At 67.4% G+C, this 22,512-nt stretch carries 21 protein-coding genes; 8 read left to right on the top strand and 13 right to left on the bottom strand.

Features of this window, described 5'->3' with window-relative positions; translation table 11 throughout:
* Positions 1–3: 3 nt before the first annotated feature.
* The 3 genes from ACZ5MC_RS11420 to ACZ5MC_RS11410 all read left to right on the top strand — a co-directional run bounded on the left by ACZ5MC_RS11420 (position 4) and on the right by ACZ5MC_RS11410 (position 3,464).
* Complete coding sequence (locus ACZ5MC_RS11420) at positions 4–1,920, top strand: fumarate reductase/succinate dehydrogenase flavoprotein subunit (protein WP_306600548.1); 1,917 nt, start codon at positions 4–6, stop codon at positions 1,918–1,920.
* A gap of 12 nt (positions 1,921–1,932) precedes the next feature.
* Positions 1,933–2,715, top strand: a complete 783-nt coding sequence (locus ACZ5MC_RS11415; RefSeq protein WP_306600547.1) for a succinate dehydrogenase/fumarate reductase iron-sulfur subunit — start codon at positions 1,933–1,935, stop codon at positions 2,713–2,715.
* A gap of 185 nt (positions 2,716–2,900) precedes the next feature.
* The gene (locus tag ACZ5MC_RS11410) at positions 2,901–3,464 is read left to right on the top strand and encodes a protein-tyrosine phosphatase family protein (protein ID WP_306600546.1); all 564 of its coding nucleotides are present in this window, start codon (positions 2,901–2,903) and stop codon (positions 3,462–3,464) included.
* Between the two features lie 10 nt (positions 3,465–3,474).
* On the opposite strand, the gene ACZ5MC_RS11405 is transcribed toward ACZ5MC_RS11410, so the two are convergent.
* Together ACZ5MC_RS11405 and ACZ5MC_RS11400 are read right to left on the bottom strand one after the other, a co-directional pair.
* On the bottom strand, positions 3,475–4,641 hold the full coding sequence (locus ACZ5MC_RS11405) for a CapA family protein (protein ID WP_464515868.1): 1,167 nt from the start codon (positions 4,639–4,641) through the stop codon (positions 3,475–3,477).
* 49 nt (positions 4,642–4,690) lie between these two features.
* Entirely contained in the window at positions 4,691–5,557 is an 867-nt protein-coding gene (locus ACZ5MC_RS11400) for a radical SAM protein (protein ID WP_464515867.1), read from the bottom strand.
* 174 nt (positions 5,558–5,731) lie between these two features.
* Between ACZ5MC_RS11400 and ACZ5MC_RS11395 the strand changes: the two genes are divergently transcribed.
* Positions 5,732–6,862 carry a saccharopine dehydrogenase family protein gene (locus ACZ5MC_RS11395; protein ID WP_306600543.1) on the top strand — a complete coding sequence of 377 codons (1,131 nt, stop codon included), beginning with the start codon at positions 5,732–5,734 and terminating at the stop codon, positions 6,860–6,862.
* Positions 6,796–7,164, top strand: coding sequence for a hypothetical protein (locus tag ACZ5MC_RS11390; RefSeq protein WP_464515866.1), 369 nt, complete (start codon positions 6,796–6,798; stop codon positions 7,162–7,164). The genes ACZ5MC_RS11395 and ACZ5MC_RS11390 overlap by 67 nt, the downstream gene beginning before the upstream one ends.
* On the opposite strand, the gene ACZ5MC_RS11385 is transcribed toward ACZ5MC_RS11390, so the two are convergent.
* The 6 genes from ACZ5MC_RS11385 to sucC are packed head-to-tail and all read right to left on the bottom strand — an operon-like array spanning position 7,115 to position 11,456.
* A complete protein-coding gene (locus ACZ5MC_RS11385) occupies positions 7,115–7,567 on the bottom strand; it encodes a tetratricopeptide repeat protein (protein ID WP_464515865.1) in 453 nt (150 codons plus the stop codon). The genes ACZ5MC_RS11390 and ACZ5MC_RS11385 overlap by 50 nt on opposite strands.
* A gap of 50 nt (positions 7,568–7,617) precedes the next feature.
* Positions 7,618–8,178, bottom strand: a complete 561-nt coding sequence (locus ACZ5MC_RS11380) for a 2'-5' RNA ligase family protein (protein WP_464515864.1) — start codon at positions 8,176–8,178, stop codon at positions 7,618–7,620.
* A gap of 27 nt (positions 8,179–8,205) precedes the next feature.
* Complete coding sequence (locus ACZ5MC_RS11375; RefSeq protein ID WP_306600539.1) at positions 8,206–9,000, bottom strand: phosphatase PAP2 family protein; 795 nt, start codon at positions 8,998–9,000, stop codon at positions 8,206–8,208.
* Entirely contained in the window at positions 9,000–9,881 is an 882-nt protein-coding gene (gene sucD, locus ACZ5MC_RS11370) for a succinate--CoA ligase subunit alpha (protein ID WP_306600538.1), read from the bottom strand. The genes ACZ5MC_RS11375 and sucD overlap by 1 nt, the downstream gene beginning before the upstream one ends.
* Positions 9,882–9,903: 22 nt before the next feature.
* Positions 9,904–10,302, bottom strand: a complete 399-nt coding sequence (locus ACZ5MC_RS11365; RefSeq protein WP_306600537.1) for a hypothetical protein — start codon at positions 10,300–10,302, stop codon at positions 9,904–9,906.
* Positions 10,299–11,456 (bottom strand): ADP-forming succinate--CoA ligase subunit beta, encoded by a 1,158-nt coding sequence (gene sucC, locus ACZ5MC_RS11360; protein WP_464517766.1) that lies wholly within the window; start codon positions 11,454–11,456, stop codon positions 10,299–10,301. Before sucC ends, ACZ5MC_RS11365 begins: the two co-directional genes overlap by 4 nt.
* A 120-nt stretch (positions 11,457–11,576) precedes the next feature.
* Between sucC and ACZ5MC_RS11355 the strand changes: the two genes are divergently transcribed.
* Positions 11,577–13,124, top strand: coding sequence for a type IV pilus twitching motility protein PilT (locus tag ACZ5MC_RS11355; protein ID WP_464517765.1), 1,548 nt, complete (start codon positions 11,577–11,579; stop codon positions 13,122–13,124).
* A gap of 2,667 nt (positions 13,125–15,791) precedes the next feature.
* Positions 15,792–17,168: an IS1380 family transposase gene (locus tag ACZ5MC_RS11350; RefSeq protein ID WP_464517764.1), complete on the top strand. Its 1,377-nt coding sequence runs from the start codon at positions 15,792–15,794 to the stop codon at positions 17,166–17,168.
* 281 nt (positions 17,169–17,449) lie between these two features.
* Here the strand turns inward: ACZ5MC_RS11350 and ACZ5MC_RS11345 are convergent, their stop codons facing one another.
* From ACZ5MC_RS11345 to ACZ5MC_RS11335, 3 genes are read right to left on the bottom strand one after another with little or no spacing between them, the layout of a single operon-like run.
* Positions 17,450–18,445 carry a polyprenyl synthetase family protein gene (locus tag ACZ5MC_RS11345; RefSeq protein ID WP_306600534.1) on the bottom strand — a complete coding sequence of 332 codons (996 nt, stop codon included), beginning with the start codon at positions 18,443–18,445 and terminating at the stop codon, positions 17,450–17,452.
* Between the two features lie 3 nt (positions 18,446–18,448).
* A complete protein-coding gene (locus ACZ5MC_RS11340) occupies positions 18,449–18,946 on the bottom strand; it encodes a YajQ family cyclic di-GMP-binding protein (protein ID WP_306600533.1) in 498 nt (165 codons plus the stop codon).
* Positions 18,936–19,586, bottom strand: coding sequence for an NUDIX hydrolase (locus tag ACZ5MC_RS11335; RefSeq protein WP_464517763.1), 651 nt, complete (start codon positions 19,584–19,586; stop codon positions 18,936–18,938). The genes ACZ5MC_RS11340 and ACZ5MC_RS11335 overlap by 11 nt, the downstream gene beginning before the upstream one ends.
* Before the next feature lie 50 nt (positions 19,587–19,636).
* On the opposite strand from ACZ5MC_RS11335, the gene ACZ5MC_RS11330 reads away from it, so the two are divergent.
* On the top strand, positions 19,637–20,260 hold the full coding sequence (locus tag ACZ5MC_RS11330) for an outer membrane protein assembly factor BamD (RefSeq protein ID WP_306600531.1): 624 nt from the start codon (positions 19,637–19,639) through the stop codon (positions 20,258–20,260).
* Here the strand turns inward: ACZ5MC_RS11330 and ACZ5MC_RS11325 are convergent, their stop codons facing one another.
* Positions 20,261–20,977, bottom strand: a complete 717-nt coding sequence (locus tag ACZ5MC_RS11325) for a helix-turn-helix domain-containing protein (protein WP_306600529.1) — start codon at positions 20,975–20,977, stop codon at positions 20,261–20,263.
* Positions 20,978–21,098: 121 nt separating this feature from the next.
* Entirely contained in the window at positions 21,099–22,511 is a 1,413-nt protein-coding gene (locus tag ACZ5MC_RS11320) for an alanine racemase (protein ID WP_464517783.1), read from the bottom strand.
* Position 22,512 lies beyond the last annotated feature (1 nt).

Below are 22,512 nucleotides of genomic sequence, written 5' to 3'. Positions count from 1 at the left end.
ACCATGGAACTGAAATCGAACTGCCCGACCGGACCCATCGCCGACCAGTGGGACAAATACCGCTTCGACCTGAAGCTGGTCAACCCCACCAACAAGCGCAGGTACAAGATCATCATCGTGGGCTCAGGCCTCGCCGGCGCGGCCGCCGCCGCGTCCCTGGCCGAGCTGGGCTACGACGTGCACTGCTTCTGCTACCAGGACAGCCCGCGCCGCGCCCACTCCATCGCCGCGCAGGGCGGCATCAACGCCTCCAAGAACTACCACAACGACGGCGACAGCACCTTCCGCCTCTTCTACGACACCGTCAAGGGCGGCGACTTCCGCGCCCGCGAGGCCAACGTCTACCGCCTCGCCCAGGTGTCGGTGAACATCATCGACCAGTGCGTGGGCCAGGGCGTGCCCTTCGCCCGCGAATACGGCGGGCTCCTGGACAACCGCAGCTTCGGCGGCGCCCAGGTGAGCCGCACGTTCTACGCCCGTGGGCAGACGGGGCAGCAGCTGCTGCTGGGCGCCTACCAGTCCCTGGAGCGCCAGATCGGCCTGGGCACCGTGAAGATGTACACCCGGCACGAGATGCAGGAAGTCATCGTGGTCGACGGCGTGGCCAAGGGCATCGTCACCCGCGACATGGTCACGGGCAAGATCGAAAGCCATGTGGCCGACGCGGTGGCTCTCGGCACCGGCGGCTACGGCAACGTCTTCTACCTGGCCACCTACGCCAAGGGCTGCAACACCACGGCCATCTGGCGCGCCTACCAGAAGGGCGCGGCCTTCGCCAACCCCTGCTACACGCAGATCCACCCCACCTGCATCCCCGTCACCGGCGACCACCAGTCCAAGCTGACCCTCATGTCCGAGAGCCTTCGCAACGACGGCCGCATCTGGGTGCCCAAGAAGCAGGGCGACAAGCGCGCCCCGGGCGACATCCCCGAGGACGAGCGCGACTACTACCTCGAGCGCAAGTACCCCTCGTACGGCAACCTCGCCCCCCGCGACATCTCCAGCCGCGCCGCCAAGCAGGTCTGCGACGAAGGCCGGGGCGTGGGCGACACGGGCCTGGGCGTCTACCTGGACTTCAGCGACGCCACCAAGCGCCTGGGCGAGAACAAGATCCGCGAGAAGTACGGCAACCTCTTCGAGATGTACGAGCGCATCACGGGCGAGGACCCCTACAAGGTGCCCATGCGCATCTACCCCGCCAGCCACTACACCATGGGCGGCCTGTGGGTGGACTACAACCTCATGACCACGATCCCGGGCCTCTTCTGCATGGGCGAGGCCAACTTCTCCGACCACGGCGCCAACCGCCTGGGGGCCTCGGCCCTCATGCAGGGCCTCGCCGACGGCTACTTCGTCCTCCCCGCCACCATCGGCGGCTACCTGGCCACGATCAAGCCCGGCTCGCGCATCACCACGGACCACCCCGCGGCCAAGGCCGCCGAGGAATCCGTGCGCGCCAAGAACAACAGGCTCCTGTCCGTCAACGGCAAGGAGACCCCCACGGAGCTGCACCGCGCGCTCGGGAAGATCATGTGGGAGAACTGCGGCATGGGCCGCACCGAGGCCAGCCTCAAGAAGGCCCTCCAGGAGATCCCCGCCCTCAAGGAGCGGTTCTGGAAGAACCTGAAGGTCCCCGGCAGCATGGCGGACGTGAACCAGTCGCTGGAACTGGCCGGGCGCGTCGCCGACTTCATCGAACTGGGCGAGCTCATGTGCCTGGACGCCCTGGAGCGCCGCGAGTCCTGCGGCGGCCACTTCCGCGAGGAATGGCAGACTCCGGACGGCGAGGCCCTGCGCGACGACGAGAACTTCTGCCATGTGGCGGGCTGGGAGTACACCGGCGACGGGAACGCCCCCAAGCGCCACGTGGAAGAGCTCCAGTTCGAAAACGTCCACCTCGCTACCCGCAGCTACAAGTAAGGAAGGCAGGCCATGGAAAAGCACATCAACGTCAAGCTGCACGTATGGCGCCAGAAGAACGCCGCGGACAAGGGCCACTTCCAGGATCTCGAGGCCAAGAAGGTCTCCACCGAGATGTCCTTCCTGGAAATGCTCGACGTGGTCAACGAGGACCTCATCCACAAGGGCGAGGAGCCCATCGTCGTCGACCATGACTGCCGCGAGGGCATCTGCGGCGCCTGCAACCTCGTCATCAACGGCCGCCCCCACGGACCCAAGGAACGCACCACCACCTGCCAGCTGCACATGCGCAGCTTCCAGGACGGCGACGACATCACCATCGAGCCGGTGCGCGCCGACGCGTTCCCGGTGATCAAGGACCTGATGGTGGACCGCTCCGCCTTCGACCGCATCATCGCCAAGGGCGGCTTCATCAGCGTCCCCACCGGCAGCTGCTGCGACGCCAACGCCCTGCCCGTGGCCAAGGAGAACGCCGACCTGGCCATGGACGCCGCCGCCTGCATCGGGTGCGGCGCCTGCGTCGCGGCCTGCCCCAACGCCAGCGCCATGCTTTTCGTGGCCGCCAAGATCAGCCACCTCGCCCTGCTCCCCCAGGGCCAGCCCGAACGCTACACCCGCGCCCGGGCCATGGTGAACCAGATGGACGCGGAGGGCTTCGGCACCTGCACCAACCACGGCGAGTGCGAGGCCGCCTGCCCCAAGGGCATCACCCTCGACAACATCGCCCGCATGAACCGCGACTACATCAAGGCCAGCATCACCTACCGTCCCGAAAGCGCCACGGGCGGATTCTAGCCCCGGCGGACCGACACCCCCGGCCGTTCGCTTTGGCGGACGACCGGGGGTGTTCGTGTACCGCCGGGCTTCTGGCGTTCGGCCGCCACTGCGCCGGAGGCCTGTCGAATGAAATCGTTAAATAAGAATTCTATTGTGTGAACGTTTTTGTATATGCTTAAACGTAAATATACCTAGGAGGTCCCATGTTGCCCGTGTTGCTCCTCAGCGCACTCCTTCAGGCCGCCCCCGCACCCCAGGCCAAGCCGGCGCCTGCGCAGGCGCCCCAACCCTCCTTCAAGGTCAACGAGGTCCGCCCCGGCCTTTACACGGGTGGGCTCATGACCTACGAGACCCTGTCCGGGCTCAAGAAGCTGGGGATCCAGACGGTGCTCCATCTCCGCCCGGAGAAGGAGGCGCTTTCGCTGCCCGCCACCGAGCGGGTCGCCGTGGAGGGCATGGGCCTGACCTACGCGCACTCCCCAGTCACCCCCCAGTTCGAGGACGAGGAGTTCGACGCCGTCCGCAGGGCGATCAAGGCCATCGACCTGAAGAAGGGCGCGATCCTGCACTGCTTCAACGGCAACCGGGCCTCGGCCTCGCTGCTGACCTACTTCGTCCTGGACGAGAAGCTGCCCCTGGACCAGGCCCTGGTCCTGGCCCGCAAGGGCGGGCTCACCCTGGTGGCGGCCGAGAACGCTGCGCGCTTCTACATCAGCCGCAACGGGGGGCCGGCCTACGTGGAGCAGGCGGGAGCGGTCAAGCACTAACGGCGCCCGCTCACGGCCTCCCGCCCACCACGACCGCCGCCCCGAGGATCTCCGCGGCCCGGGCCCGGCGCAGGTAGAGGGTGCGGAGGTATTCCTGCTGCTCCACCACCTTCGCCTTGTCCATCGGCTCAGCGGCCCGCAGGCGGTCCAGCTCGCCTTCGGCCTGGGCCAGCGTCGTGCTGAGGGGAATCACCTCGATGGAGCGGACCTTGGTCTTCCCCGCGTTGCGCTCCTGCCAGTTGTTGCGGGTCCACAGGGGCTCGCAGCGTGCGTCCTCAACCCGCACCGGCTCGGAGCCGTCCGCAAGCTTGAGCTTCACGAACCGGCAGCGGAACAGGACGCCGTCCCGGCTGTCGCCCCCGGCCACGGGGAAGAGGTCGGCCCGGTACATGCGGTCCTGGTTGGAGATGAAGTTGCCCAGCGAATAGGCCACGACGGTGCGGAGGGGGCCGGTCTCCAGCACCTCCACGGCCTGGAGCACGTGGGGGTGGTGGCCCAGGATGAGGTCGGCGCCGGCCCGGGCCAGGCGCCGGGCCACGTCCTTCTGGCGCGGCAGGGGCGCGTGGAGGTATTCGGCACCCCAGTGGATGCTCACCACCACGGCGTCGGACTGGGCCCGGGCGGCGGCCACGGCCCTTTCGGCTTCGGCGGGGTCGAGGGAGCGCACCCAGGGGCTTGCGGCCTTCTGGTTGAGGTTGACGTTGAAGATGTCCGTGAAGGCCAGGAAGGCGATCCTCAGGCCCTTCACCTCCAGGATCCGCGGCGCCTCGGCCAGGGCCCGGGTGGGTCCGCTGCCCACGGCGGGGAGGCCGGCGGCCTCCAGGCGCTCGAGGGTTTCCGCCAAGCCTTTGGGCCCCTGGTCGAAGGCGTGGTTGTTGGCGGTGGAGACGATGGTGAGGCCGGAAGCCTTGAGGGCGGCGGGCAGGTCCTCGGGGGCGTTGAACTGGAAGGGGCGGCCGGGGCGGCCGGTCCTCGGGGCGATGGGGGTCTCCAGGTTGGCGAAGGCGATGTCCGCCTGTTTGAAGAGGGGCGTGACCTCCTTCCAGAGCTCGGTAAGGCTCCCCGCCTGGACGGCGGAGGTCTTGACGTCCTGGTGCATGAGGATGTCCCCCACCGCCACCAGCTCCACGCGCGCCAGTTCCTCGGCAAGGCGGCCGTCGGGCGTGCCCGGGGCCACCGGGGCGCGGCTCCCCAGGGTCAGGGCCAGGAGACCGGCCAGGAGCAGTCTAGGCGGGACCGTAGAAGACCTCCACCGGCAGGCCTGGCACTCCGTCCATCACCTTGGCAGCCAGCAGGTCCAGGTCGCGGGCCGGCAGGGGCCTGGCCTCGGGCTCGGGCGTGGGGCGCGCCACGGTGTAGAGCTGGATGGCCTGGAGGGTTCCCCGTTCCCGCACGGTCCGCAGGCACTGCAGGTAGGCCTCCACCTCGCCGTCGGAGGGGCCCTTGCCCCGCCATTCCAGGAAGAGGGTCTGGATCACGATGGGCCAGCGTTCCGCGGTGGCCCCCAGGTTGTCCAGGATGCGTGAGAAGGGCACCTTGGAGCGGTTCACCTCCCGGTAGTAGGCTTCCGTCCCGGCGTCCAGCTTGGCCCAGATCTCGCCGTTGTTGGCCATCAGGAGGCCCAGCCCCTCGACGATCTCGGGCGCCTGGAGCCGCGAGGAATCGGTGATGAGGACCAGCTTCACGTCCTGGAGGCCCTTGCGGGCCTTCAGGGCTGCGATGCGCTCCACGGCCCGGGGGAACTCGCGCAGGGTCGTGGGCTCGCCGTCCCCGGAGAAGGCGATGTCGTTCAGGCGCCGGTGGCGCTGGTCGGCGGTGTGGAAGGGGGGCGTGGCGAAGAGCTCGCCGGTTTGCGTGAGGTCCAGCAGCACCTCCATCTCGCGCTCCAGCTGGTCCAGGTCCACATCCCTGCGCCGGGCCGGCGTGGCGCGGTCCACTTCGCAGTAGACGCAATCGAAGTTGCACACCTTGTCGGGGTTCAGGTTCACGCCGAGGCTCACGCCCTTGCTGCGGCGGGAGATGACCGGGTAGCAGTAGTCGAAGTCCTGCCAGCTGCGCCGATGGTCCAGGTGGGCTGTGACGAGCTCGTTCATGCCTGAAGGATACTACGGGTCCCGCGTCCGCCCTTCGCTTGGGCGGGCAGAGACACAGACCGCCGTGGACCGGTCCCTCCAACCGGTGTGACCACATCATTAAAATTTGGCAAAAGCCTTCATTCCCTTGAGGTAGTATGGATTTACGAAAAAAATATTACGGGAGGGCCTCATATGAAGAATATTTGCGTGCTCGGCGCCGGCCGCGTCGGCGCGACCATGGCCCTTGACCTCGCCCGGGACGGGGAGTTCGACGTCACCGTGGCCGATCTCTCGGAAAAGGCCCTGGCGCGGCTTTCGTCCAAGGGCCTCAAGGTCACCGCCCGCGACCTCTCCCGGCCCGCCGAAGTGACCGCGGCCATCCAGGGCGCGGACCTGGTGGTGGGCGCCGTGCCCGGCTTCATGGGCTTCCGGACCATGAAGACCGTGCTGGAGGCCGGCAAGCCCATCGTCGACATCTCCTTCTTCCCCGAGGACCCCTTCCTCCTGGACGGCCTGGCCAAGGAGAAGGGGCTCATCGCGATCATGGACGCCGGCGTGGCCCCGGGCTGCGACAACTTCATCGTGGGCGACCTGCAGCGGCGCCTGGACTCCATCAGCAACTTCGAGTGCTACGTGGGCGGCCTCCCCGCCATCCGCACCTGGCCCTTCGAGTACAAGGCCGGCTTCAGCCCGGTGGACGTGGTGGAGGAGTACACCCGCCCCGCCCGCTACGTGGCCCACGGCAAGGAGATCGTGATGCCCGCCCTCAGCGAGCCCGAGCTCATGGACTTCCCCGGCGTGGGCACCCTGGAGGCCTTCAACACCGACGGCCTGCGCTCCCTCATCCACACCGTGGACGCCCCCTTCAAGAAGGAGAAGACCCTGCGCTACCCCGGCCACATCGAAAAGATGCGCATGCTGAGGGAAGCCGGGTTCTTCGGCCTGGAGCCCATCGACGTGGGCGGCGTGAAGGTGGCCCCCATGGACCTCACCACCCGGCTCCTCTTCCCCATGTGGCAGATGGAGGAGAACGACGAGGACTTCACCGTCATGCGCGTCATCGTCGACGGCATGAAGGACGGGAAGCCCGAGCACCACGTGTGGGACCTGCTGGACCGCTACGACCGGGAGACGAAGATCACCTCCATGGCGCGGTCCACCGGCTACTCCTGCACCGCCACGGTGCGCCTGGTGGCCGCGGGGCTGTTCACCCGCAAGGGCATCGCGCCGCCGGAATACGTGGGCAAGGTGGAGGGGTGCTGGGAGTTCATCCGGAAGGATCTGGCCCGCCACAACGTGAACTGGATCGAGACGAGGTCCTGACCGGGTTAGGAGTCGGCCTGGCAGGTCGCACCTATCACGCCAATCAGCTCCTGCCCGATGCCGCCACCAACCGCCTGGTCGGGGTCCGCCAGGAGACCTCCACGGGCAACACGCTGGTGACGTTCAACAACCTGGCCACCGGCACCCAGCTCGGGTTCCTGTCCCTTCCCGGCGCGTCCAACGCCTCCATGCGCATGCTGCGCTTCGGAAAGCGGGGGCTCGCCATTGTCTCGCACGTCTACAGCGAAACCCTCAGCCGGCTGGACCTGTTCGAATCGGACCTGCTTTCGGCCTTTCCATGAGGCGGGCCCGCTCCAGCAGGGCCTGAGCCCGGAGCGGGTCCTTCCCGCCGCCCTGCCCTTCCCTGAGCATCCCGGCCAGCCGGATCATCGCCTTCGGGTGTCCCGCATCGACCGCCCGCTCCAGCCAATGCCGCCCGGACGCATCATCCCGGTGGAGATCGGCCTCGCCCCCCAGATACTGGGCAGCCATCTGGAAGCAGGCCTCCGGGTCCCCGTCCCGGGCCCGGTCGATGAGGTCATGGGTCGCCCGGGTGTAGCGTTGGCCACGGTCCCGCAGGCGATACCCCAGGATCAGGAAGATGGGGGCCACCGGCAGGAGGATCCAGAAAGGGTTGTCGTGTTCGCCCGGAAGGCCCCGCGCGGCGGCGAAGGCGGCCCACAAGCCCAGAAGGGCGAAAGCCACGCCGGCAACGAGAAGAGACACGGTCAGGCGCGGCGCCCAGCGCCCTGGCTTCAAGGCTCGCCGGCCGCCGCCGGCCGTCCCATCAGGGGGAACCGGTCGCAGGGCTCGTAGCGGGGGCCGATCCAGTCGAACAGCGTGAGGTTGCGCACCTCGAAGGAGAGCCGCAGGTCCTGCTGCAGGACCAGGTCCACGGCCTGGCCGTAGGTGCCCCTGGCGGCATCCCCCTGGGCCAGGGTGACGTGGGGCACCCAGCGCTCGGGGTGGTACAGGGGCGGGATCTGGCCGCCCCGCTTCGTGAGCTCGGCGCAGACGGCCTGGTGCAGCTCGAGCAGGACGGGCGTCTTCACAACAGGGGCGTAGAGGATCCGGGCCGGAGCGCCGAACAGGCCGATGCCGCTGGTCTCCAGCATGAAGGGGGGCATGGACTGGGAGATCCGCTCCAGGAGATCCTTGACGTCGTGGTGGGTCAGCTGGTCGAAGGCGAGGAGGGTGACATGGGGAAAGGGGACCTTGTGGACCCCTGACAGGCCGAACTCCGCTTCCAGCAGCGACCAGATCCCCCGCACCCGGCTGGCGGCCGGGTCATGAAGAACCAATGCGATTGTGGACATGGACAGAAGTATACCCGAAGGCCCGGGTCAGAACCGCGCGGTGAGCGTGAGGCCCTTGAAGCCGGGGGAAAAAGCCGGTGTGACGTTGAACTCCGCGCGGCCGGCCCGGGAGCGGATCCCCTGGTTCACCCGCACGACGGCTCGGCCCATGACGGTGCCCACCAGGGCGCCGGCTACCACATCCGAGGCGAAGTGATCCCGGGTGCCGAGGCGGGAGGCCCCCACCAGGCCGGCGACGCCGTAGGCGCACCAGCCCACCCATGGCTCGGCCGAACGCATGGACAGCACCGAGGCCATGGCGAAGGCCTGGGTCGCGTGACCGGAAGGAAAGGCATTCTGGTGGGAGAGGGGATGGAAATCGTGCGTGCCCTTCTCCTCCGCGGGACGGGTCCGGCCGAGGCCGACCTTCAGCGGCAGGATCGCCACCTGGGCCAGCACGGTGGCCACGCCCATGTCCACGACGACCGAGCGGGCCTCCTCCTTGCCGAGAAGGGTGAAGCCCAGGTAGCCCGCGCCCATGAGGACGAGGCCGCCGGTGCCGCCGGGCTGGGAGAGGTTCTTGAAGAGCCTGTCCCGGGAGTCGGTGCGGTTGCGCCGCGAGGCATCGTCCAGGGTCGTGTCCAGGAGGAGGGCGGTGCCCACCACGGCCGCGGCGCCCAGGCCCAGGGCCTGCCAGTCGGAGGCGACCCAGGAACCCGGGGCCCGGGCCAAGGTCGTGGCGTCCTCCCAGGCCAGGCCGGGGAGCCGGGTGAAGTCGTCGCAACGGCTGGGGGTCTGGCTCCAGGCGACCGTGCCCGCGAGGGCCAGCGCAAGCGCCCGCATCAGGCCTTGGCCGCCAGGCGCTGGGCCATGGCCTTGCCCATGTCGGCGGGGCTCACCACCACGGTGATGCCCGCGGCCTCCAGGGCGGCCATCTTCTCCTTGGCGGTGCCCTTGCCGCCGCTGATGATGGCGCCGGCATGGCCCATGCGCCGGCCCGGAGGGGCGGTCTGGCCCGCGATGAAGGCCACCACGGGCTTGGTGACGTTGGCCTTGACGTAGGCGGCGGCCTCCTCCTCGGCGTTGCCGCCGATCTCGCCCACCATCACGATGGCGTGGGTGTCGGGGTCGGCCTGGAAGAGCTTGAGGCAGTCGATGAAGTTGGTGCCGTTGATGGGATCGCCGCCGATGCCCACGCAGGTGCTCTGCCCGATGCCCAGGGCCGTGAGCTGGCCCACGGCCTCGTAGGCCAGGGTGCCGGAGCGGCTGATGATGCCCACGTGGCCGGCCAGGTGGATGCGCCCGGGCATGATGCCGATCTTGGCCTGGCCGGGGGTGATGACGCCGGGGCAGTTGGGCCCCACGAGGCGCTGGCCGGGGTGCTCGGCCAGCACCCGGTTCACCTTGACCATGTCCTGCACGGGAATGCCCTCGGTGATGCAGACGATGAGCTCGATGCCCGCGTCCAGGGCCTCGAGGATGGCGTCGGCGGCCGCGGGGGGCGGCACGAAGATCATGGTGGCGTTGGCGCCCGTGGCCTTGCGGGCGTCCTTCACGGTGTTGAAGACGGGGAAGCCGTCCACCTCGGTGCCGCCCTTGCCGGGCGTGACGCCGCCCACCACCTGGGTGCCGTAGTCCCGGCAGCCCTTGGCGTGGAAGAGGCCTTCCCGGCCGGTGATGCCCTGGACGATCAAGCGCGTGGAATTGCCGAGAAGGATGGACATGGTTGACCTCGGAAGAAGGGGTTCAGGCGTCGTCGCGGAAGGAGTCGGGATCCGGCCCCGGCGCGGGCCGGGACGCGGGGATGCGGGAGTCCGGCAGCCGCGACTTGAGGGCGCGGAGCTCGGTGAGGTACTGGCGCTTGACGGCGTCGAGCTCCAGGTTCCTGCGGTACAGCTGCAGCACGAGGGCCGCCACCACCGCCAGGTTGAGCGGCACGGCGATCCACATGAGGAGCGGGGCGTGGAAGGTCGTCTTCTCCCAGTTGCCCGCGCCCACGATCCAGATGAAGAGCCACATCATGGGCAGGAAGCCCACGGTGACGTAGAAGAAGCCCCACCCGATGCGCCAGGCTCCCCGGTGCATCACGGACTGGTACTCGGCCCACTTGGCCTCGTACTCGGCCTTGGGATCGGCAGCGCTCATTGGATGGAGGCCACGACCTTGCGCGCCGCGTCGTCGAGGTTGGCGGCCACCTGGATGCGCAGCCCGCTCTCGGAAAGGATCTTCTTGCCCTGCTCGACGTTGGTGCCCTCGAGGCGCACCACCACGGGGATCGTCACGCCGATGTCCTTGGCCGCGTTCACCACGCCCGCGGCCACGATGTCGCAGCGCATGATGCCGCCGAAGATGTTGACCAGCACGGCCTTGACGCCGGGGTCCTGGAGGATGATGCGGAAGGCGTTCTTCACGGCCTCCTCGGAGGCTCCGCCCCCGACGTCCAGGAAATTGGCCGGGCTCGAGCCGTGGTGCTGGATGATGTCCATGGTGGCCATGGCGAGTCCGGCGCCGTTGACCATGCAGCCGATGCTGCCGTCGAGCTTGATGAAGTTCAGGCCAAACTTCGAGGCCTCGATCTCGGCATGGGCCTCCTCGTCGAGGTCGCGGTAGGCCACGATCTCCGGGTGGCGGAACAGCGCGTTGTCGTCGAAGGCGATCTTGGCGTCCAGGGCGCAGACGTCGCCCTGCACGGTGACCACCAGGGGGTTGATCTCGACCATGGAGCAGTCCTTCTCCACGAAGAGGCGGTACAGGTTCTGGAAGAACGCGGCGCCCTTCTTCCAGCTGTCGCCCTCCAGGCCCAGCGCGAAGGCCAGTTCCCGGGCCTGGTGGCCGGAGAGTCCCAGCGCGGGATCCACGGCGATCTTCACGATCTTCTCGGGGGAGTGCTCGGCGACCTCCTCGATCTCGACGCCGCCCTCGGTGGAGGCCAGGGCCGTGACCCGGCCGGTGGCGCGGTCCACCAGGAAGCTCAAGTAAAGCTCCCGGGCGATGTCCACGGGGTCGGAGAGGAAGACGGTGTGGACCGTGCGGCCCTCGGCGCCGGTCTGCTTCGTGACCAGATTCATCCCGTTCATCTTCGTGAAGAGCTCGGAGGCCTCCTCGGGGGTCTTGGCGAACTTGACGCCGCCGCCCTTGCCGCGGCCGCCGGCGTGGATCTGCGCCTTCACGACGCTCTTCCCGCCCATCTCCTTCGTGATGGCGGCGGCTTCGGCCGCGTCCCGGGCCACCCTGCCTCCAGGCGTGGCGACGCCGTACTGCCTTAGTAGTTCCTTGGCCTGGTATTCGTGAATGTTCATCAGGTCTCCTGGAGCATGGCGCGGGTTGCGGATCGCCTAGTGTAGCCGGATCCTGGGTCTTTGTATCAACGAGTCCGGAGCCGGATTCGGCTAGACTGGGGGGGCCCCACGGAGCCCGCCATGCCCCAGTTGGACCGACTGCTGGCCCACATCACCCCGCGGGGCGGCCACCGGCTCCGCCTGGAACCCAACGCCCCGCCCATCCTGGAAATGGCCGGGGGGGTGGAGATGCCGCTCCTGGCCAACCCCCTGCCCCCGTCCATGGTCGAGGCCCTGGCCAAGGAGGTCGTGCCCACCGCCAAGGAGGCCGCGCTGGCCGCCACCGGCGAGGCCTACTTCGACCACGAGGCCGGCGGGGAACTGTACCGCGTCCTGGTGAGCCGCGGACCCCAGGGCACCCGGATCACCGCCGAGCCCTCCCGGGGCGCCGCCACGGAAACCCAGCCCCTGCCCCGGCGAACGAACCCGCCGGCCGCGCCGGTCACGGCGCCCCTCCCGGTCCCCGCGGCCCCGCCCCCGGGCCAGAAGGGCGGAACCCGCGCCCAGCCCATCTACGGCACCCACCCCATGGCGGAGGCGATGTTCCGGGCCCTCCTGGAGCGCAAGGGATCCGACCTCCACCTCAGCTCCTTCGAGGCGCCCATCGCCCGGGTTCACGGGGACCTGGAGGACCTCACGGACTTCGGGATCCTGGGCCCCACCCAGATCATGGAGATCATGGAGGCCCTGGCGCCCGTGGCCGCGTGGCGGCAGTTCGCCGAGAAGAGCGACGCCGACTTCGCCTACCCCTTCGAGGCCGGCGGCTGCCGCCTGCGGGTGAACTACTTCATGGACCGGGTGGGGCCCGGGATGGTGTGCCGGGTCATTCCCAACGAGATCCCGGACCCGGACAGGCTGGGCCTGCCCGACCCCGTCCGGCGCCTGGCGGGCCTCAACAAGGGCCTGGTGCTCGTCACCGGCCCCACCGGCTCGGGCAAGTCCACCACCCTGGCCGCCATCATCGACCTCGCCAACAAGCAGCGCGACGACCATATCCTCACCATCGAGGATCCCATCGAGTTCGTGCACGCCCGCAAGCGCTGCCTGGTGAACCAGCGGGAGGTGGGCACCCACACCGAGTCGTTCAAGTCGGGCCTGAGGGCCGCCCTGCGCGAGGACCCCGACATCGTCATGGTGGGGGAGATGCGGGACCTGGAGACCATCTCCATCGCCCTCGAGACGGCCATCACCGGTCATCTGGTCTTCGGCACCCTGCACACCTCCAGCGCCATCGGCACCGTGGACCGCATCGTGGACCAGTTCCCCGCGGACCGCCAGCAGCAGATCCGGGTGATGCTCGCCGACGCCCTGAAGTGCGTCATCAGCCAGGCCCTGCTCAAGCGCATCGGCGGGGGCCGCATCGCCGCCCTGGAGACCCTCTTCATCACGCCGGCCATCTCCAACCTCATCCGCGAAGGCAAGAACTTCCAGATCCCCAGCGCCATGCAGACGGGCCGCGCCTACGGCCAGAAGCTCATGAACGACGCCCTGGTGGAAATGATCCTGGCCAAGCAGATCGAGGCCAAGGAAGGGTACATGAAGTGCCCCGACAAGGAATCGTACATGAACGCCCTGAAGCGGGCCGGCATCGAGTGGGATCTGCGGGCCCACGAGGCGCAGCAGGGCTGACAGGCTGGCCCAGCCTTCCTCGGCGAACCTCGGCCCCCGGCCTCCTCGGCGATGCATTCTGTTTCAGCCCTCTCCGGCGCATCTGTTCCTGAATCCGTGAGCCTCTCCCGGAACAATTCGACCCATTTCTTGTGAATTCAAGGAACCGAGCCCTTCCTATTCCATCGGAAGGTTCACAGGAGCCGTGAACGCTCGGGGAATAACTCCATAGGTGCACATTCCTTCAGCCTCCTCCCAACGAAGAACGAATACCAGGCCGAGTCCCTTGGATCCCCACCAGGGCTTCTGCCAAGCAGGACCTTAGGGTTTCCCGGTTCCCCGCCGGGTCTTCCTTTCTCTGGCTTGCAACGACCCAGGCTGCTTGGAACCAATCCCTCATGGGGCCGAAGCGCCCCTTCCCCCTCAGCTCAGCCGCCACGGCCTGGTGCACTTCCTTGGGCAGGTCCGCCAGCCACTCCCCTTGGTTTCTGGGCACCGGGAGGGCCAGGGCGAAGGTATAGGGTGAAAGAGGCTTCTCCCGGTAGGGCAACCATGCGATCCAAAGGCGCCAGAGAGAGCGGGAACTGGGCCACCGGTGCAGGGCCGCCTCCAGGTCGGGCATCAACCGAGAGGCCTTCCTGACCCAGATGCTTGGGGCTGGGGACCAGGGCCCCTTGGGGTCCACCTCCAAAGGAATTCCCGCCCTGGCGGCGTCTTCGGCTAGAGTCCCCTCCAGGGCCGAATTGGGCATACGGGGGCGCAGCAGGGCGAAACGCTCTCGGCGGGCGTCCAGGTGGTCGGGATTCTGCCGGATGAACGTGCTGAGTCGCTGGAGGCGAGTGGGGCCGGAGGCGCTGAGTTCTAGGGCCAGGAGGGCGGGGGCCGGAAGGGCGTCTCCTGACGCCAGGAGGGTGGAGGACCCTTGGTAAATCGCCCACCTAGGGGCCTCCAACCCCAGTGCGGCCAGGGCCGTCTCGTCCTCTGGGGTGGACGGCGTCCAGCTGAGTTCGTCCGGGCCCCAGGGGGCTAGGGCCGGGGTCCGGGCAAGGGACATCCAGTCCTTGGACCAGGCCGGGCTTCCCCACAGGACCATTCTGATGGGCGAGGGCCCTGGAGGGGGAGGTAGATCCGGGAGGGGGTCGCTCGCCAACAATTCGAGGAATTCTCGAGGGGGGTCCCCGGGCCCGGAATCGGGGGCGGAGGGTGGAGGCCCTGAGGACTTGGGGGGAATGGCGGTCATGGGGGCATCGGGCTTTGCCGGGGGAGCCCCCTTCGGCTTCTCTGCGTTAGGGGTTTCCTTGGGTGAATGTTCCTTAGAATTCTTTTGGGGGTTGGTCTGATATCCGGTGGGGGCGGTAGGGGGCGGAGCCTTCGAGAATTCCCTCAGGAGGCTCATCCCCTTCCAGCCAGCCCCGCTCCACCGCCGACAGTCCCCCAAGGCCGCTTGGGCTGGCTCCCAGCGGCCCAAGTGGGCGTTGGCCCGGGCAACAAGGCCCGCATGGTCGGCTTCGCGGTGAAGATAGGTTTTCCACTGCACGGAACTCACGGGGCCCTCTGGAGGGTCAGTAGGGACTGTGGCCAGGAACGCCAGGATCTTCTCCTGGTCAAAGACCTGATTGGCGGCGAATAAGAGCAGGTCGTACGAGGGGAAGATGCACCCTGGAGCGGGGATGAGGCGAGGCAGGCTCCCTGGGCTTCCACCCTCCAAGGTCCAATCGCAGGCGGCCCACAGGGCCGAGAGACCAGACAGCGACTGCCCATCATAACTGGCCTCCGAATTGGGGCTCCGAGCCCACTCCCCCAAGGCCGCCCTCCGTAATTGATGCAACACCGCCACCATGCGGGGGGAGGCTCCGGCCTCGAACGCCCTCAGGAATAGGCCCAGGTGGGAGACGGCGGTGGGGCCCAATCTCCACCCATCGGGCAAGGCCATAAGGCGCTCCAGGGACTCTGCCGTCTCCGCGAAGACCCGGTCCGCTGCCGTGCCCGCCTCGTCCTGGCCCAAGGTGAGGTGCCCGGAGCGGTCCAGGCCGCTGGGCAAGGCCTTGCCGTCCTCGACCAAATTCTTGTATCGGTACGCGGCCAGATAGAGGGAGGAGATCAGCCGTGCCTCCAGGGCCTCGCCATTGTCCGGGTTCTCCCGAAGGAAGGCCTCCCGACTCTCCCAGCGGGTCTTCTCCTCCACGGTGTGGATAGCGGCCAGGATTTCTTCTCCCTTGGGCGTCCCCTCCCCATCGAACACCTTCTCCCCCGTGCGCTCCAGGAGCAACCAATGGGGCACCATTCCCCAGTCATGGAGGGCCCAAATTCGAGTGACTGCTGCCGGGTCCAGCCCTTGGATGTCCAGTTCCTGGTCTGCGGAGAGCCGGGCCAGGTCGCCGTCCCGGCGCCACCACGTGGCCTTTTGATCTCCAGACCGTACAAGGAGCGTCCATTGCTTCCGCTCCGGGGGCGCCTTGCTCCATTCTTGGAGGTAGGCCGCCCAACTATCTTGGGCGAAGCAGGAAACCGCGCAAGGGGCCAAGGCGAGGCCCGCGATCAGAAGCCGTCGAATTGAGGTTTCCATAAAACAAGCTTACCTGAAACCGCGAACCATTTGTTGTTTCATTTATGGCAAGCTTAAACATATCAACAAAAGGATTAAACTCTCCCCTCCCTCCGTCTGTCTAATCTTTTGTGGGAGGCGGGATGAGCGGAATTGGGATGCGAGGGTCAGAGCGTCTGGTGCTCACGGGCGTGGGCGGGATTGCCTTGGTCGGGAACGCATTGTTTCGTTACACGGACTTCCGTTCCACCTTCACCCGGACGTTCCACAAGGGCCGAGGCGGGATCGCCTGGGGTGACGTGCTGACGCCCTACGTGGCCTCGCTGGCCACGGGCAAGAGCGACTTTGAGGCTCTGCGTTCCTGGTCTGGCCAGGCATGGGTTGCCAAGGCCCTCCGGATCGGCCGCGTGGCCTCGCCGGAAACGCTCCGGCAGCACCTGGACAATCTGGCCGACGGCCACCTGGAGGAGGCGCTGCGGATGGTCCGTCAGGCCAGCCTGGATCTCATCCGGCGGTCTGGGGCCTCAATCACGCCTTGCAGCACCGGGCACGTCTGCCTGGACGGGGACACCACGCCCCAGGACAACGGCAAGACCAAGAAGGAGGGCGTGAGCCGGACCTATATGCCGGACGTCTTTGGCTTCGCGCCGATGTTCGTTTTCGCTGGGGTCGAGGGCTGGTGCATCCGCGAAGAATTCCGGCCCGGCAAACAGCATGGCCAGAAAGGAGCCACGGCGGTCCTGCGGGCAGCAATCAAGGATCTCCGCAGCCTGGGTGTGGAGTTGATCCTGATCCGACTGGATTCCGCCTTCGACGCCGCCGAGAACTATGCGATGGCCCAGGGGGAGGGCGTGGACTTCCTGGTGAAGGGGAACCCGGCGCACGTTCGCTGGAACTGGCTGGAGGAGGCCCAGGCGCTCTCCGGTCGCGCCTGGACGCGCACAGGCCGGAACCGCCGGGAGACCTATCTCAGCCGGATGGAAATGCGGGAATTCGAGGGGAAGCAGATTCCCGTGCGCCGGTTCCTCAAGATCACCAAGCGGCTGATGTGGGAATTGGAAGATGTGCCGCCCGGCCAGAGGCTGCTGCTTCGGCGCTGGCCCAAGTACGAGATGGAGACATGGGTGACCAGCCTGGACCTGCCCGGCGAGAAGCTGTTCGATCTCTACTGCGAGCACGCGACGGCCGAACAGTACCACGCGGAGATCAAGAGCGAACTGGACCTGGAGCGGATGCCGAGCGGCGCGTTCAAGACCAACGCCCTCGTGCTGGGCCTTGGGATGCTGGCCTACAACGTGCTTCGCCTGCTCGGAATCCTCGGAAAGGGCGTCATCCGCCACCGTCACCCCGCCAAACGCCGTCGCATGAAGACGATCATCCAGGAACTGATCCAGATTCCCGCTCGGATTCTGCGTGGCTCCGGCCAACTCAAACTGGACATCGGTCGTGTCCTCCCTGGCCGGGAAGCCTTCCTTGCCCTTCTTCGGAGCATGGCAGCCCCCTTTCCAAACCCGGCCTGACCGCCGTCCCCATCTGAAGGGCGCCTGCCATCGCCACGATTGGCTGAAGGCTTAGGCGGAGTGACCTCGGAATTGCCCATGGAGGCCTTCTGAACATGACCAGCAAGGTCCCGAGCCGAAATACTAGCCTGTGAACGGTCCTGGCGGTGGGGCGGTCGGGCAAAATGGAGCCATTCGGCCTGGTTCTCTCAAGCGTTCACGGATCCAGGCTGTTTTTTGCGCCGCGGGATCGAGGAAAGAAAGGCATCGTCGAGGTAGCCGAGGTTCGCCGAGGAGGGAAATCAGCTGCTCCGGGCCAGCAGGATGTCCGGGATGTCCAGCAGGAGCCGCTTGGTGCCCGCGTGCCCCTCCACCTTCTCCAGCGCCGCGGTCGCGGCCTCCGAGGCGCGGCGGGCCAGGTCGCGCGTCTCGGAGAGCGCCTCGTGGCGCTCCAGGAGATCGCGCAGGGACTTCTCGTCGGCGGGCGCGATGGGGACCTTCTCGCCGTTCTCCCAGATGCGGGCGATGATGGGCCGGGCCTCCAGGGGGGCCCGCTCCATGAGGGTGAGCATGGGGAGGGTCAGCTTGCCTTCCCGCAGGTCCGAGAAGACCGGCTTGCCCATCTCGGCCTCGGTGGAGGTGTAGTCCAGGAGGTCGTCCACCAGCTGGAAGGCCCTGCCGATCTCCAGGCCGTAGCGGCGCAGGGCCTCGCAGTCGGCCTCGGGGCGCTTCGCCAGCACGGCGCCGGTCTCGGTGCAGCCGGCGAAGAGGAGGGCCGTCTTGCGCTCCTGGATGTCGAAGTAGTCCTTGCGGGTGGTGTCCAGGTTGAAAAGGCAGTCGTTCTGGATGAGCTCGCCCTCGATCATGCGCGTGGTGACGTCGGCCATGATCTCCAGCATGCGGAAGGACCTGCCGGCGATGGCCGAGGACATGGAGTGCAGGTAGAGGAGGTCCCCGAAGAGCACGGTGAGGGTGTTGCCCCAGAGCGAGTTGAGGGTCGGCCTGGCCCGGCGGGTCTGGGCGTGGTCGATGACGTCGTCGTGGATGAGCGTGGCGGTGTGGACCAGTTCGAAGACCACGGCGAACCGCACGTCCTCGCTGGATTCGACGCCGCAGAGGCGGCTGCCCAGGAGCACCAGGGCCGGCCGCAGGCGCTTGCCCTTGCCCGAGCCCACGTGCTCGGCCAGCCTGCTGATCACGGCCACATCGGACTTGAGCTTGCGCTGCAGTTCCTCCTCCACCTCGGCCAGCTTGCCGGAGATGGGCAGGAAATAGCGCAGCAGGTCGATGCGGGCCATCGTTCAGTTCCGGTAGTTCGTGAACTGGAGATCGAGCCCCTGGTCGTTCTTCTTGAAGAGGGCGATGGCCTCCTGCAGGTCGTCCCGGTTCTTGCCCGAGACCCGCAGCTGGTCGCCCTGGATGGAGGCCTGCACCTTGACCTTGGCGTCCTTGAGGACCTTCACCAGGCCCTTGGCCTTTTCGGAGGGGATGCCCTGGAGGATCTTGACCTCCTGGCGGCAGGTGCCCTTGGTGGCGGGTTCCACCTTGCCGAACTCCATGGCCCGGATGCTCACGCCGCGCTTGACCAGCTTGCTCTGGAGCACGTCCACCACGGCCTTGAGGCGCACCTCGTCGTCGCTGGCCAGGACGAGGACCCCTTCCTCCTTCAGGTCGATCTTGGAGATGGAACCCTTGAAATCGAAGCGCTGGCCGATCTCCTTCATGGCCTGCGTGACGGCGTTCTTCACCTCGTCCATGTCCACCTTGGAGACAACATCGAACGAACAATCACTGGCCATCAATCCCTCCGTGATCCTCCAATGTAGCATCCCCGTGACGATTTAGGTCCCTCTTGAGGTCCTCCCACCCCTCCCACAGGAACATGCGCAGAAGGGCCACCTGCACCAGCGCATGCTCGATGCGGCCGTCCCTCAGCATCGCCTCGGCCTCCACCCAGGGCACGGCCCATACCCGGAGTTCCTCGGAGGGATCCAGGTCCAGCGCAGCCTCCTGCCGGCAGCCCAGGGCCAGGAAGAAGTGGCAGCGGTTGTCCTGGATGGCGGGGTTGGGCAGGCAGCTGCCCAGGCTGATCCAGCGGTCCGGGGCGTGGCCGGTCTCCTCCAGCAGCTCCCGCCGTCCGGAGGTGCCCGGATCCTCGCCGGGGTCGCAGACCCCTCCCACCACCTCCAGCGTGCTCGCCCCGATCCCGTGGCGGAACTGCTCGACCAGGAGCAGTTCCCCCTCCCGGGTGAAGGCCACCACGTTCACCCAGTCCGGGCACAGGAGCCGGGTGAAGCCGTGTTCCCGGTCCGTGTGGGGCGAGCTGCGCTGGACGAGTATGTGCTGGAACAAACGGGTTTCACTTTTCACCTCCACGACCTTGTCGAGCCAGGGACGGGAGGGATCGAAACCGGGGGAGTGCTGGGCGAGTAGGCGCATGGGACCAGTCTAATCTTCATTCCAGGTCGGGTTGGTGCTATGGTTCCGCCATGGACTTCCCGCGAGCATCGATCCTGGCCCTGGCGGCGGTGTTGCTAACCGGCTGCGGCTCGGAGGATCCCCGCCTTCCGGAAAAATTGTATGAAGAAGCCATAGAACTCAACCGGCAAGGGCGGAACCAGGAGGCCCAGAGCCTCATGAAGCAGCTGGCCTCCCAGTACCCCGAGTCCCCCAAGGGCCAGCAGGCCACCAAGGACCTCTTCACCCTGGAGGCCCTGCTCCGGCAGGACCTGCGGGACCGCACCCGGCAGCTCCACGGCACCATGAAGCGCATCTCGGACGCCCTCACGCGCTACAAGGGCAACCACGGCGAGTACCCGCGGTTCCTCTCCGCCCTGGTGCCCGAGTACCTGGAGCAGATGCCCGAGACCCCCTGGAAGCACCCCTTCTTCTACCGGCCCTACGTGACCTCCCCGATCATGGACGTCAAGGACCGCCGGGGCCGCGTGGCCCAGGTGTTCAGCTCCAAGCTCGACGGCTACCTCCTGGTGTGCCTGGGCGTGGACATGCAGGTGGGCGGCGACGACCTCGCCGCGGACACCTACGTGGTGAACGGCGAGTGGTACAAGGGCAGCGCGCCCCCGACCATCCCGACCCCCCAGCCGGTGCGCTGACTAGGACTTCATCCGCTTCGAGATGGCCCGCATATGGGAAGGCGTGACCCCGGTAACGGAGCGGAAGGCGCGGGTCAGGGCGCTGTGGTCATAGAAGCCGCAGTTCTGGGCGATCTCGGCGATGTTCTGGTCCGTGTCCCTCAGCTGGCGGGTCGCCTCGGTGAGGCGCACCTGGTTGATGAGCTGGCTGGGCGTGACCCGGAAGATCCTCTTGATGAGCCGCGCGAAACGGACCGGAGCGATGCCGCAGCGCGCCGAGAGGTTCAGCGGGGAGATGGGCTCGTCGAAATGGCACTCGAGGTGATTGAGAGCCTCGGCTAGGGTCGGAGGAATCTCCACGTGTTCACCCGGGGCCAGAAGGACGCGGCTGGTCGCGACCAGTCCGACGATCTTCCTCCCCTGGTCCATCAAGGGGATCTTCGTCATGAGGCACCACCCCGGCCGGCGGAAGGAGTACCAATCCAGCTCCAGGTGGTTGATGAAGGATTTCCCGGATTGCATGACGAGCTGGTCCTGGGCCTCGAAGATCGCAGCGAGGGCCTTGGGGTAGATGTCCCAAACCGTCCGGCCGTAAAGTTCGGACTTGTTCTTGAGGCCCACCCGGGCCACCAGGGCCTGGTTGACGCCCACATACCGGCCGCCGAGATCCTTGATTGCGAAGACAGTGTTGGGCTGCTGGTCGAAGAGTTCCTCGAATGCGGATTGGCCGGCGAACAAGGGCGTGACGTCAGGGAGGGCGTGCGGCAGGGGTCCCCGGTTCGGGGGCCCCGTGGGAGGCGCCGGACTGGGCCGGCCTGGATTCAAGGAGTTGGGGAGACTCATACGTTCGATGGTAGCCTTATTGATTGAAGAGGTCCTGGAATCGATCCCGGAGCTTCATGACGGTGACCTTCCCGTCTCCATCCACAAGGATCCGGGCCGGACGCGGAAACGCATTCGCGTTGCTGGCCATGAAGTGGCCGGAATAGGCTCCCGTGTCCCGGACGACCAGGGTGTCGCCGCGACGGGGGCGGCGGTGCAGGCAGGTCTTGAAGGGAGTGAGCAGATCTCCAGAGAAGCAGAGGTTGCCGGCGATGAAGGTCTCGAAGGGTTCGGACTCGGCCGGTCCCCCCAGAAGCTGCCACCGGTTGGCCCCCCCTTCCAGGAGGGCGTCCGCATGGCTCGTGATGCCCATCTCCACGGCCACAAGGTTGTGGGCCGACGCGACGCGCCGGACCTGGGAGACCGTGCAGAGGGTGATCCCCGCGTCCTCCACGATGCTGCGCCCCGGCTCCACCATCAGTTCCGGTCCCTCCAGGGACGCCAGCGCCTCGAGGGTGCCCAGAGCCCGGCCCTCCACCTGGACCTGACCCTGGAGGATCGCCCGCAGCATCGCCGCCTTGGGCCAGGGGCTGTGGAAGGCGGTTCCGTGCCAGCGGAAGGCATCCAGGACGCCGTCCGCGCCCGTGCGCAGACCTCCCGTGGCCCCATTCCAGCCGAAGCCGTCCTGGGCGGCGAGGCGCCGGAGCAGGGTGTCCCAGGCCGGCCGGTCAAGGTAGTTGACGGGAAAGCCGCCCCCCAGGTTCAGGATGGAACATCTCCCCGTCCGGGCCTTCAGGGCCCGGGCCAGTTCCACCATGCGTCCCAGCACCGCGAGATAGGGTTCCGGGTGCGTCACCTGGGAGCCGATGTGGGCGTGGAGCCCCAGGAAACGGAGCGACGGGAAAGCGGAGAGGTTTTCCAGCAGATCCTGGATCTCGTTGATCTGGATGCCGAATTTCGACCAGGTGCCGCTCGTGAGGATGCTGGCCCCCGTCACCTCCCCCAGGGCGAAGCCCGAGAGCCTCAGGAGCAGGCGCGCCTGGCGTCCCTGACTGCGGGCCACAGCCTCCACCTGGGCCAGTTCCTCCACAGAGTCGGCCACCAGGAGCATGTCCTGGGCCACGGCCTCCCCGATGAGCCCGTCGTCCTTTGCGTTCCCGTTGACGTTCACGGCCTGGGCGGGGATTCCGGCCTGCAGGGCGCAGCGGACCTCGAAGGGCGAGGCGGCGTCGGCCCCTGCCCCGTCCTGCGCCACCGCAGCCAGCAGCGCCGGATGGCCCGAGGCCTTCACGGCGTAGCGGATCGAGCCTTGGGGATACAGGTCGCGAAATACCTGGGCGAAGTCCCGCAGGTTGTTCCGGACTGGGGGAAGGAACGTGACGTGGAGCGGCAGGCCGTAGGCCTCCGGCCACGCCTCGGCGGAGCAGCCGAACCCCTCCCCCAGGTCCATG

The sequence above is a fragment of the Mesoterricola sp. JemC181 genome, from assembly GCF_055384585.1.
This window is presented reverse-complemented; position numbering and strand designations above follow the sequence as displayed.